12 protein-coding genes are annotated in these 12,118 nt (G+C 49.3%); 8 read left to right on the top strand and 4 right to left on the bottom strand.

All coding sequences use genetic code 11. The features are described from left to right. Positions 1 to 198 precede the first annotated feature (198 nt). The 4 genes from tig (at position 199) to ACTS3T_RS00885 (ending at position 4,813) form a co-directional block, all read left to right on the top strand. Positions 199 to 1,671, top strand: coding sequence for a trigger factor (tig, locus tag ACTS3T_RS00870; protein ID WP_377965363.1), 1,473 nt, complete (start codon positions 199 to 201; stop codon positions 1,669 to 1,671). A gap of 242 nt (positions 1,672 to 1,913) precedes the next feature. Continuing rightward, positions 1,914 to 2,603, top strand: coding sequence for an ATP-dependent Clp endopeptidase proteolytic subunit ClpP (clpP, locus tag ACTS3T_RS00875; protein ID WP_377965361.1), 690 nt, complete (start codon positions 1,914 to 1,916; stop codon positions 2,601 to 2,603). 9 nt (positions 2,604 to 2,612) lie between these two features. Further along, the gene (clpX, locus tag ACTS3T_RS00880; RefSeq protein WP_377965359.1) at positions 2,613 to 3,950 is read left to right on the top strand and encodes an ATP-dependent protease ATP-binding subunit ClpX; all 1,338 of its coding nucleotides are present in this window, start codon (positions 2,613 to 2,615) and stop codon (positions 3,948 to 3,950) included. A 5-nt stretch (positions 3,951 to 3,955) separates the two neighbouring features. Further along, positions 3,956 to 4,813, top strand: coding sequence for an alpha/beta fold hydrolase (locus ACTS3T_RS00885; RefSeq protein ID WP_377965357.1), 858 nt, complete (start codon positions 3,956 to 3,958; stop codon positions 4,811 to 4,813). A gap of 63 nt (positions 4,814 to 4,876) precedes the next feature. Here the strand turns inward: ACTS3T_RS00885 and ACTS3T_RS00890 are convergent, their stop codons facing one another. Together ACTS3T_RS00890 and ACTS3T_RS00895 are read right to left on the bottom strand one after the other, a co-directional pair. Then, positions 4,877 to 5,863, bottom strand: coding sequence for a GntR family transcriptional regulator (locus tag ACTS3T_RS00890; protein WP_377965355.1), 987 nt, complete (start codon positions 5,861 to 5,863; stop codon positions 4,877 to 4,879). 122 nt (positions 5,864 to 5,985) lie between these two features. Further along, entirely contained in the window at positions 5,986 to 6,318 is a 333-nt protein-coding gene (locus ACTS3T_RS00895; RefSeq protein ID WP_377965353.1) for a BMC domain-containing protein, read from the bottom strand. A 30-nt stretch (positions 6,319 to 6,348) separates the two neighbouring features. Here ACTS3T_RS00895 and ACTS3T_RS00900 point away from each other — a divergent pair, with 30 nt between their 5' ends. From ACTS3T_RS00900 to ACTS3T_RS00915, 4 genes are all read left to right on the top strand, one after another. Continuing rightward, on the top strand, positions 6,349 to 6,993 hold the full coding sequence (locus ACTS3T_RS00900) for an alpha/beta hydrolase (protein ID WP_377965351.1): 645 nt from the start codon (positions 6,349 to 6,351) through the stop codon (positions 6,991 to 6,993). A 100-nt stretch (positions 6,994 to 7,093) separates the two neighbouring features. Continuing rightward, positions 7,094 to 7,306, top strand: coding sequence for a protein IsiD (gene isiD, locus ACTS3T_RS00905; RefSeq protein WP_346291080.1), 213 nt, complete (start codon positions 7,094 to 7,096; stop codon positions 7,304 to 7,306). A gap of 62 nt (positions 7,307 to 7,368) precedes the next feature. Then, positions 7,369 to 8,592, top strand: coding sequence for a bifunctional phosphopantothenoylcysteine decarboxylase/phosphopantothenate--cysteine ligase CoaBC (coaBC, locus tag ACTS3T_RS00910; RefSeq protein WP_462934623.1), 1,224 nt, complete (start codon positions 7,369 to 7,371; stop codon positions 8,590 to 8,592). A gap of 304 nt (positions 8,593 to 8,896) precedes the next feature. Further along, on the top strand, positions 8,897 to 9,544 hold the full coding sequence (locus ACTS3T_RS00915) for a sugar transferase (RefSeq protein ID WP_377965381.1): 648 nt from the start codon (positions 8,897 to 8,899) through the stop codon (positions 9,542 to 9,544). A 97-nt stretch (positions 9,545 to 9,641) separates the two neighbouring features. Here ACTS3T_RS00915 and glmU read toward each other — a convergent pair whose 3' ends face one another. Next, positions 9,642 to 11,012, bottom strand: coding sequence for a bifunctional UDP-N-acetylglucosamine diphosphorylase/glucosamine-1-phosphate N-acetyltransferase GlmU (gene glmU / locus ACTS3T_RS00920; protein ID WP_377965346.1), 1,371 nt, complete (start codon positions 11,010 to 11,012; stop codon positions 9,642 to 9,644). An 82-nt stretch (positions 11,013 to 11,094) separates the two neighbouring features. Further along, complete coding sequence (locus ACTS3T_RS00925; protein WP_377965344.1) at positions 11,095 to 12,108, bottom strand: HD domain-containing phosphohydrolase; 1,014 nt, start codon at positions 12,106 to 12,108, stop codon at positions 11,095 to 11,097. Positions 12,109 to 12,118: the final 10 nt, after the last annotated feature.

Raw genomic sequence — 12,118 nt, forward strand, 5'->3', positions numbered from 1 at the left:
TCTTCAGTTCCCCCTAAGACTTAGCCCAGTTACCGATTCAACTGCCTCAATGTCAAGCTTTCCGGCAAGATTCCTTGCAGTGGATGTTCGTTGCCTAAAAGAATCCGCTATGATAGCTAACTGCGATTAATTGAAGAAAGGGCCTCGCTCACGGATACTAACGGGGCTGGATCCGTTGCTAAAACTCTAAGGAATTCGATGAAAGTTACTCAGGAAAAATTACCCGATAGCCAAGTTGGCCTAGAAATTGAAATTACCGCAGAGATGTCTAAGCAGGCCTATGATCAGGTGCTGCGTAAGTTCATGCGCTCTGCGAATATTCCTGGGTTTCGCAAAGGTAAAGTTCCTCGTCAAGTCTTACTGCAGCGATTTGGTGCTGCACAGGTCAAAGCCGCTGCTATTGAAGAATTGGTTCAAGAAGCGGTAGAGAAGGCGATCGCTCAGGAAGAGGTTGAAGCGATTGGTAATTACCAGCTCAAGACCTCTTTTGAAGATTTAATCAATCAATATGAGCCGGGTCAACCGCTAACGTTTTCAGCTGCGGTTGATGTACCGCCAAGGGTTTCTCTGGCTAACTACAAAGACCTATCAGTTCAGGCAGAAGAAGCCAAGTACGATCCTGAGAAGGTGGATTCAGTTTTGGCGGAATACCGCGAGAACTTAGCAACGCTGGTTCCGGTGGAAGATCGAGCCGCTCAAGCGGGTGATGTGGTAGTGATCGATTTTGTCGGTAAGTTGCTGGTTGAAGGTGAAGAGCCTGAAGAATTTGAAGGCGGCAGTGCTGAAGATTTTCAGCTAGAGCTAACTGAGGGGCGCTTTATTGAAGGGTTTGTAGACGGCATCGTCGGTATGCAGCCTGATGAAACCAAAGAAATTGAGGTAACCTTCCCCGAAGACTATCCCCAAGAAAAGATTGCGGGTAAACCGACTGTTTTTACAATTACGCTCAAAGAACTGAAAGAAAAAGAACTGCCTGAGCTAGATGATGAGTTTGCTCAAGAAGTCAGTGAGTTTGAAACGTTGGTAGAACTTAGGGCTTCTCTGGAGGAGCGCTATAGCCAAGATGCGGAAAGGCAAATCAAGTCGAATAAGGAAGGTGCTTTGCTAGAAGCTCTAGTCACTCACTTAGAGGCAGAGATTCCGCACACGTTGGTGCAGCGTGAAGTTGATTACTTAGTTACCCAGACGGCTATGCAGTTGGGTAATCAGGGTATCGACATTAAAAAGCTCTTAACCAAAGACATTGTGGCGAATATGCGAGAGCGCGCTCAGCCAGAAGCGATCGCCCGTCTCAAGCGCACCCTTGCGTTAGGAGAAGTGGCTAAGCAAGAAGCGATCGCGGTTGAAGAGTCTGAAATTAAGGCTCGGGCTGACGAAATGCTGGCAGACATTGACGATCCTCAAAACGTCGATATGGATCGGCTGCAAGAAATTGTCCGTGAAGACTTGCTGAAGGAAAAAATTCTGGCGTGGCTGGAGGAACACAGCACGGTTGAGCTAGTGCCAGAGGGAACTTTGACCGCTGCCCAGGCGGATGAGGCCGCAGCAGAAGCGCCTGAATTGGTAGCAGAAACGCCTGCAACAATTGATGTTGAAGCGACTGCGGCTGACATTAAAGATGGTGAAACTGAAGCAGTAGCAACCGAGGAGACGACAGAATCTAAACAATAGTTACAAACTGGTTTACGGCTCGAGGCTGCCTTGGTCTAAACTTAATCTCCAAGGGTTGCCCCAAGTTTGTGACGAATGTTAACGAATGATATTTTCTCAGAAGGATTCGGTGATTCCCATGCCAATCCTTCCGAGGACTTAAGGCATAATGTTGGGAGAGGTGAGGTGTGAGAGATTTGGGCTGGCAAGCTGCGATCGCCCATCTGACCCAAAAACGTACTTCTGAAGCAAGATAGCCCTGTATGGCTTTTTCAAAAACACCCAATTTTTCTTTAACTAACATTAGCTCAGCGGCTATCACTGCTCTGCATATTGAAAGCGTTGTGCCAATGGTGGTTGAGCAGTCTGGCCGTGGTGAGCGAGCTTTTGATATTTATTCTCGGCTGCTGAGAGAGCGCATTGTTTTCTTAGGAACCCCTGTGAACGACACGGTTGCCGACTCAATTGTGGCTCAGCTTTTGTTTTTGGATGCCGAGGAACCTGAGAAAGATATTCAGCTTTATATTAATTCGCCCGGTGGTTCTGTGACAGCGGGCATGGCGATTTACGATACAATGCAGCAGATTCGCCCGGACGTGGTAACTATTTGCTATGGTTTAGCAGCCAGTATGGGCGCTTTTCTTCTCAGTGGTGGGACCAAAGGCAAGCGGATGTCTTTACCTAGCTCTCGAATTATGATTCACCAGCCTCTAGGGGGTGCCCAAGGACAAGCGGTTGATATCGAAATTCAGGCCAGAGAAATTCTGTATCATAAGCAGCGGCTCAATGAGCTAATGGCTGAACATACAGGACAGCCATTAGACCGCATTCAAGAAGATACGGAGCGTGACTTTTTTATGTCAGCTCATGACGCTCAAGCTTATGGTTTAATCGACCAAGTTATTGAGCAAAAGGAACTGGCATCTAGTTCAAACGTAGCAGCGCTGAAATAAGGGGCAACTATGTCTAAGTACGACTCCCATCTGAAGTGTTCTTTTTGCGGTAAGTCTCAAGAACAAGTCCGGAAGCTAATTGCAGGTCCGGGAGTCTATATCTGTGATGAGTGCGTTGATCTGTGTAACGAAATCCTGGATGAAGAGCTGTTTGACTCTAGCGCAGCGGTTTCGCAACCTGTTCAACGTCGAGAAACACCACCAGAGAGACGGCGCAGTACGACTAGCCCCATCTCCCTCAATCAAATTCCCAAACCTCGTGAAATCAAGAAGTACCTTGACGAACATGTCATTGGTCAGGACGAGGCTAAAAAGGTACTATCAGTTGCCGTCTACAACCATTACAAGCGGCTCAGCTATAGCCAAAATCGAGGTACAGACGCCGAGGAAAGCGTAGAACTGCAAAAGTCAAACATTTTGCTGATTGGGCCGACTGGCTGTGGTAAGACGTTGCTTGCCCAAACGCTCGCTCATATTTTGGAAGTGCCGTTTGCTGTTGCTGATGCCACAACGCTAACTGAAGCAGGCTATGTGGGCGAAGACGTCGAGAATATTTTGCTGAGGCTGTTGCAGGTTGCCGATTTAGATGTAGAAGAAGCGCAGCGCGGCATTATTTACATCGACGAAATCGATAAGATTGCTCGTAAAAGCGAAAATCCTTCCATCACGCGAGATGTTTCGGGTGAAGGGGTACAGCAAGCGTTGTTGAAAATGCTTGAGGGTACGGTTGCGAATGTGCCTCCTCAGGGAGGGCGCAAGCACCCTTATCAAGACTGTATTCAAATTGATACCAGCAACATTCTCTTTATTTGCGGCGGTGCTTTTGTTGGGTTAGAGAAAATTGTGGAGCAGCGCATCGGCAAAAAAACGATGGGCTTTATTCAGCCAGGTGAAGCGCAGCAGACCCGCGAAAAGCGGACTTCGGATGTGCTGAAGCATTTAGAGCCAGAAGACCTGGTGAAGTTTGGCTTAATCCCAGAGTTTATCGGTCGTATTCCAGCTATTTCCGTCGTCGATCCTCTCGATGAAGATGCGCTAGTTGAAATCCTGACCGAGCCAAAGAATGCGTTGGTTAAGCAATTCCAGAAGCTGTTGCGGATGGATAATGTCAATCTAGAATTTAAGCCGGATGCGATTCGGGCGATCGCGCGTGAGGCTTATCGTCGTAAAACAGGTGCTAGGGCGTTACGCGGTATTGTTGAAGAACTGATGCTGGACGTCATGTACGAGCTACCTTCTCGTAAGGATGTCAAGCGCTGTATGGTGACGCGAGAAATGGTAGAGAAGCGATCGACAGCTGAGTTGTTAGTTCATCCCTCTTCTTTGCCCAAACCTGAATCGGCCTAACGATTATGCCCTATGCGGAGGTTAACGGCGTTCCCCATTATTACGAGTGGGTAACCGAGTCAGATACGGTTGGGGCAGACAAGCCCACTTTGGTTTTTGTTCACGGCTGGGCTGGCTCAGCCCGCTATTGGTACAGACCTGCCAAGGTTTTCGCTAAGCAGTTCAATTGTCTACTGTACGATTTGCGAGGGTTTGGTCGTTCGCTTATTCCATCTGAAGCACGAGCGGCGACCTTAGCGAGAGGCTACGAACTCGAAACTTTCGCCGATGATCTGGCTGCCTTACTAGACAGTTTGGGGTTAGAACGGGTTTATCTAAATGCGCATTCTATGGGAGCTACCGTTGCGATTTATTTCTTAAATCAGTACGGCGAGCGGGTCGAGCAGGCAATTCTAACCTGCAACGGTGTCTTTGAGTATGACAAAGCCGCCTTTGAAGCTTTCTATAAGTTTGGCGGCTATGTCGTGGCTTTTCGGCCACGGTGGCTGAGCAAAATTCCGCTCATGCCCACCTTTTTTATGAGCCGCTTCTTGAGCCGTCCTATTCCAGCCCTTGAGAAGCAGGCTTTTTTGGCAGATTTTCTCATGGCAGACTATGACACTGCTTTAGGCACAATTTTTACTTCGGTTAGCAAAAAAGCTACAGAAGTGATGCCTGAAGAATTTCGCAAAATTTCAGTACCGACGCTACTGGTATCTGGAGAATACGACAAAATTACCCCAGCCAAGCTAGGCAAAGCCGCTGCGGCTCTAAACAATCACATCGAATATGCGCTCATTCCCCAAACGGGGCACTTCCCCATGCTGGAAGCCCCTGAGCAATATTTTCAAGTTGTCAACACATTTTTGACGGGCATAGGCTAAGGCTCAACAGCAAGGCTTGTCAGCCTCAGCCCAAACGGCAGCGGCTTTGCTTTTAGCTACACTTCAATCTAATCCCAGTTCGCGTTTAAGCAGAGAAATTGACTTTTCGCCTACATAGTTGTCGCTGCAAATAATTTGAGGGGGGCGAATTAGGTCTTCTCGAGCTTCCGCGATCGCTTCTTTGACCAGCGGCAAACTGGTTTGATCGAAGACAAAAATCGTGTTGGCACTACGGATAAGGGCTTTAAGCTTGTAGGCATCGTCTGCTTGGGCAGTCGTCACTAGGATGTCGTCGCCTCGTAGGCTATAGGCAATGACTTCTGCTGCTCGCAAAATACCCGAACTAATGCTAACCATGCCCAGCGACGTGTCTTTAGGTAGCTGCTTGAGGCGGTCAAGTTCGGCGGCGTAGTCATAAATATCAATGGGAATTACGCGCACTGATTTTGGCCCAGCGATCGCTTCAGCTTCATTCAAAAAGTAATTGCTGGTGACGACAGTGCCAGATCTCGCCTGGGCTAATACACCCTCAAGCTCTTCGAGCGGCACCAACTGTACTGGAATTTGCAGCGCTTGTTCTAACTCGCGCACCATCATTTCGCCAGCACCAATGTCTTGTCGGGGCGTCGTCACCAGCACTCTGGCACTGCAGCGTAGCCGCCAATCAATTTCGGCCAAAAACAGTTCCCGAGCCTGATGTAGCGAACAACCCTGTCGCAGCAGTTCGTCTAAGCTATTTTCGACAACTTCACGCGCTTTCGGAAACTGATCCCACAACGGCGACTGCGGCTTGGCGCCATCAGCCCCACCCTGAGCGCGAACATAAATTCCTGAGCCGGGTTGGGCTTCAACGATACCCGCATCTTCTAGCTGGCGATAAACTTTGCTAATGGTATTGCGGTGTAAGCCAGTCTGCATCGCTAGCTGTCGGGTGCTAGGCAGGCGATGGCCGGGGGGAAACTGGCGAGAAGCGATCGCAAACCAAATTTGATCGTATAGCTGGGTAGAGGCAGGAATATCGCTTTCAGGCTGAATATGGAACTGAACCACAGGTAAAAAACCTCGCGCGGAACGCAAACTAACTACGAGGGTTGCAATCGACGGTTGCGGCAATGCTAATCGGGCCGATTGAAATGCCTTAGTCAATTTTATGACTTATTGACGGTAGCCGCCTAATCTAGATAGGTTTCTGGTGCGTCTGCAGGCGGATTAGGCGAATTTGGGTAAAGCGGCATCGTCTCAGGCGATCGCGGCAAGTGGTTTGGTTGAGTGCTGGTGATGACCCGGTGAGAGGCGATCGCGTTAGCCTGCTGGGCTGTTGCCAAGCCTGCTGCCACTGCCGCTTGAACATCAGCGATTCTTCCCTGCACCACGACCGAAATCAGCCCCGCTTCGGCATTGGCAAACTGAACCAGTTGTACCTGTCCGCTTTTACACATGCTGTCAGCCACTTTGATGGCAGTAGACAGACCAAAAACTTCAATCATCCCAAGAGTAATCAGCATAGGATATTGATAAAGACTGGAAATAGACTCTTGACTCTGACGGCGATCGCTTTCCCACCCCCGGCTAACCCCCAGCCTCGACATTTGCTGGTAGCGCTTCACGGTTGGGGAGCCAATGCTGACGATTTAGCAGCCTTGGCTCCTTACCTCAAGCTATCAAATTGCCAAATGCTGTTTCCCAATGCGCCCTTTGCCCACCCGCAAGTGCCTAATGGCCGCATGTGGTATGGCTTTCCAATGGGTTATGACTTTCGTAGCCCGCCCAACTTTAATACCCAAGCCGATCTTAATCAAAGTCGGCAGCAACTCACCCAATGGCTCTTATCACTAGAAAACTCAACGGGTGTACCCCTTGCCAACACTGTTTTAGCGGGTTTTTCTCAGGGAGGCGCTATGACCCTAGATGTAGGGACGCAACTACCGCTAGCCGGACTAATGGTATTGAGTGGCTATCTGCACGCTCCCATCAAGCCCCGGTACCCTCATTGTCCAGTTTTAATGATACACGGTCGTCAGGATGCCGTTGTGCCCCTGGTGCTAGCCCAGCAGGCAAAAGCTGCTCTGGTAGCGAATAATATGAAGGTTGACTACCATGAGCGCCACATGGGACACGAAATTCAGCCAGAAATGCTGGTACAAATGCAACAGTTTTGCGAAATTTTGTGGACAAACTGAGCCATTTTAGCCCCTGATCATCCTAGGATGGGATTAAATCAAGTGGATTTGTGGTGTTGAAGCTATTTCGAGACTGGTAAATCCCAAGGGGGGGAAAGTTATGACGACGCTCCATCTTTCTCAGAAAGAGGTTTCTGCGATGACAAAAGATTCAGTCGCAGAACTGGCTAAGCGTTTAGAGCAAGATGCTTACGAAAATGCGTTTGAAGGACTAAAAGACTGGCATTTGTTGAGGGCAGTTGCTTTTCAGCGGCCTGAGTTAGTTGAGTCCTACGTACATTTGCTGGATATGGAGTCTTTTGACGAGGCTTAGCCTTCACCCGCTCATCAACAAAGCTCTATATAGCTTTATTAATAAGAGGTTCAAGCGCATCTGTGAGTGGTGAAGCGCCTAAACGAGTTTTGTTGGGCGTAGGCGGTGGTATTGCTGCATATAAGGTATGCGAGGTTGCCTCAGCCCTAGCCCAGCAAGGGATTGCTGTACGGGCCGTCTTAACTGAGGCGGCCCAGCGTTTTGTTGCGCCTTTGACATTGGCCACACTTTGCCGTCAACCCGCTTATACCGACAAAGATTTTTGGCAAGCCGACCATAGACGTCCTTTGCATATTGAGCTAGGCGAGTGGGCTGACGTCATTTTGATTGCGCCTTTGACGGCTAATACCCTGGCTAAACTCACTTATGGCCTAGCAGATAACCTATTAACTAACATCCTGTTGGCTTCGACGAGTCCTGTTCTTTTGGCTCCGGCCATGAATACCGATATGTGGCAGCAGATAGCTGTTCAACGCAATTGGACTCAGTTATGCCAAGATCAGCGCTTTCATCGGGTGGGGCCAGGAGCCGGGAGATTGGCTTGCGATCGCGTGGGACAAGGCCGTATGGCTGAACCGTCTGAGATATTAGCCTATTTGCAATCTTTGCTTTATAGCCAGGGGCGGTGCGATCTAAGCGGTAAGCATATTTTAATCAGCACTGGTGGCACGCGTGAGTATTTAGATCCGGTGCGTTTTATCGGCAATCCCTCAACGGGTAAGATGGGTATTGCCTTAGCCCAAGCTGCTTACCATCGGGGCGCTACCGTTTCGCTTGTACACGGCCTTGTCGCTGAGAATCTACTGCAAACTTTGCCACCCTTGCGCACCCATTTAACACTGAGTGCGGCTGAGATGCATCAGGTGTTGCTGGCAGAAGCCCCTCAAGCGGATTGGGTGATTATGGCGGCGGCTGTTGCTGATGTGCGACCCACCGAAACGGCTCCTGAAAAGCTTCCTAAGCAATTGCTGCCACCTCAGTTGTCTTTAGAGACGGTGCCGGATATTTTGGCTGAACTGGGAAACGTCAAACCAGCGCACCAAAAGCTGATTGGCTTTGCGGCTCAGACGGGGGATATTGTCTCCCCAGCTTTGCACAAGCTGGCGCAAAAGCGGTTAGATGCGATTGTTGCCAATCCTATCGATCAGCCAGATAGCGGATTCGGTAGCGATCGCAACCAAGCTATCTTCATCGATAGCACAGGCAAGCAGCAGGCCATATTACCTTGTAGCAAGCTGGCAATGGCTCATCAAGTTTTGAGCTTGATTCAACAGTTGCCTCATTAGCAAATCTACGTAATTTGCAGCCAAATTGTTTTAATTGGACAGCTCAATTCTAAATAAAGTTCCCGCTTCGCCCCAACCACCGCATGAACTTTATATTACTGCCCTGTTTTTCAAAGTTTAGGCAAACCTGCTAAGTTTACCTACCGATCCCCACGTCCCATTTTTACTATGGCAGTGACAGGTAAACGTCCGAAGGAGACTTTAGCCAGCCGTGGTCAGCACTTCTCAGCTCTCTGCTTGCGAAGCACCGTCTTCTAACCAAATCTCTCTATCAGCCGCTTTGGAAACAGTTTGTTCTCAAGAGATCCGAGTCTCACACGCTGTCTCGTCCGAATTAGAGGAGCTGCATGCCTCTGTAAAGAGCGGCTGCAAACGACTGATTGACGTTTTGGGTGCTTTGGTAGGGCTAATCCTCACGGCAATTTTAGCCATACCTGTTGTTTTGGCCATTCAACTGGACAATCCCGGCCCCATTTTTTACAGCCAAGTTCGCTGTGGCCATCGAGGCAAGACTTTTCGCATTTGGAAATTTCGTTCGATGGTTAAAGATGCTGATAAACTCATGCATCTGGTCAACAACGAAGCCAAAGGCTTAATTTTCAAAAACGCTCAAGATCCTCGCATTACTCGTGTAGGCCGCTTTTTGCGTAAAACCAGTATTGATGAGTTTCCCCAATTTTGGAACGTGCTTTGGGGAGATATGAGTCTAGTCGGCACTCGTCCGCCGACTGTCAATGAGGTGATGCAGTATGAGTCCCATCATTGGCAACGGCTCAAGGTGAAGCCAGGAATTACGGGTGAGTGGCAAGTTTACGGTCGCTCCAGCGTCAAAGACTTTGAAGATATCGTAAAGCTAGACTTGCGCTATCAAGAGCGCTGGTCGGTGGTGTACGACCTAAAGCTGATTTTGCAAACCGTGGGGGTTGTAGCCTTGCGCAGGGGAGCCTGCTAGCTACCGTCACCGCTAAAAAGTTTCGTATCCGTGACAACAACGCAGTGTGAGGGTCTTGTTTGACCCTCTTTTTTTTCTTTTTTTTAAGCTAAAGGCGCTAAGCCTCTTGATCGGGACGCATTGGTTTAGGCTTCCAGCCAGGAATAACAGTCTGCTTGGCTCGAGCTACTACTAGGCAGTCATCCGGTACGTCTTTTGTGACTACTGAACCAGCCCCAACGGTAACGGCTTCTCCAATATTGATAGGCGCAACAAAAACGCTATTGGAACCAGTCTTGGTGCGATCGCCAATAGTTGTCCGATGTTTTTGATAACCATCGTAGTTGGCGGTAATGGTGCCTGCCCCTACGTTTACCTGGTTGCCCAGGGTGGCGTCTCCAATGTAGGAAAGATGGGCAATGTTGGTGCGATCGCCTACCTCAGCCTTTTTTAGCTCAACAAAGTTGCCCACACGGCAGCCTGCCCCCACTACAGCTTGCCCCCGCAGGTGCGCATAAGGGCCAATGCGAGTCTGGGCTGCTACCGTACTATCGCTGACAACCGAATAAAGCACCGTCACATTTTCAGCTAGCTGACTGTTTTCAATCAAGCTACCAGGGCCAAGCCGACTGCCTGAGCCAACCTGGGTCTGTCCGCGCAGATGGGTTTGAGGTTCAACAATCACGTCTGGAGCCAGTTCAACCGTTTCATCAATTGTGATGCTGTTCGGTTCAATGAGCGTTACCCCAGCCGCCATCCAGTGATCTTTAATCCGGTTTTGCAACATCATGGCGGCTGCCGCTAGCTGTTTGCGATTATTAATTCCCTGAATTTCTTGACTATCTGCTACATCCACGGCCATAACTGGCGAAAGCAGTTTAACCACATCCGTCAAGTAATATTCTTGCTGATCGTTGTTGGTTTGGAGCTGAGGCAAAGCGGTTGCCAACTGAGGCCAGTTGAAGCAATAAACCCCTGCGTTAATCCGACAATTTTGTTTTTGAGTGATGCTGCAGTCGCGGTCTTCTACGATGGCGGTGACCCTATTTTGATCGTCACAAAATACGCGACCATAGCCACTGGGATTAGCCATCTGAGCTGTTAAGAGCGTGGCGGCATTTTGATGGGTCTGATGCTGTTGAACCAAATTTTGAAGCGTTTCAGGCCGCAGTAAAGGCACATCACCGTTGAGAACTAGCAGATCTCCTTGAAAATCTTGCAGGTAGGGAATCACCTGCTGCACAGCGTGACCTGTACCTAGCTGTTGTGCTTGCTCGACAAATTCTATGGAAGATAAATGTTTTAGCGTTTGTTTAACTTGATCGCTACCGTAACCAACGATGACAAAGCAACGAGACGGATCAACCGTTGTCAAACTTTGCAGAACTCTTTCAACCATAGATTTGCCGCCTACTGAGTGCAGCACTTTCGGCAAGGTGGATTTCATGCGAGTGCCGCGCCCAGCGGCTAGGATTGCTACCGCTAACATCGTTCTTATTTCCCTCAGAGCTAGCCTCACGGAGTATACCGCGCTTCTGTCCAGAGCAAAAACCAGGGCAGCAGGTTGTCTGCTAATAAATTTTGACCAGGGGAGTCTCAGGTTTGGATTCTAATGGATGCGTATGCTGGCATACAAAGGTGTCAAATTGGGACATTAACTCAGGGCTGCGCCAGCCGCGTCCTACTTCTCGCCACAGCGTTTGCAAAGCTTTCTCCGGGGAATAGGCGGGTTTGTAAGGCCGTTCGCTGGTTAGTGCGTCATAAATGTCAATTAGTTGAAACACTTGAGCTAAGAGCGGAATATTGTTGCCTACTAAGCCATCCGGGTAGCCAGAGCCATCCCAACGTTCGTGATGATGGCGAATGATGGGTAATACCCCGCGCATGGTACGTAGGGGCTGGCAAATGCGTTCGCCAATGATCACATGCTCTCGCATAATGGCTCGTTCAGCTTCGGTAAAGCCGCTGGTTTTCAGCAGTACCGCATCGGGAATACCCACCTTCCCGATATCGTGCAAATAGCTGCCCCAAATTAGATCTCGAATTTGCGATCGCGAGAGCTGTAAAAATTCACCAAAGGCTTGCCCTAGCTGAATTAAACGCTCACAATGATCGCCTGTATTGGGATCGCGACTTTCAATGGTGCGAGCGAGTGAAAACAAGACCTGTTCGGCATGATCTAAATCTTCGTTCAGGCGTTTTTGATGAACTAAAGATTTGACCCTGGCTGAGAGTTCTAGTTGGTCGAAGGGCTTGGTCAAAAAGTCGTCACCGCCTGCCTCAATGCCGCGCAGTCGCGCTTGGCGATCGTACAAAGCTGTGACAAACACCACTGGAATCAGACGGGTTTGATCGTCTTGTTTAAGGTTGCGGCAGACCTCAAACCCATCCATCCCTGGCATCATCACATCCAAGAGAATCAAGTCGGGTTTGCTGTTTGCCACAGCCCGTAAGGCACTAGGGCCACTGTAAGCCTCGATCACTTCATAGCCCTCAACAGAGAGCAGCGCCACCGCGGTCATCCGACTAGCGGCGTGATCGTCAACGACTAAAACTTTTGCGGGTTGGGAGTCAGAGTAGTTCACGAAAAGATCA

Origin of the sequence: Almyronema sp., from assembly GCF_052168255.1 — a bacterium.
GTDB classification, from domain to species: domain Bacteria; phylum Cyanobacteriota; class Cyanobacteriia; order Phormidesmidales; family Phormidesmidaceae; genus Sphaerothrix; species Sphaerothrix epifaneia.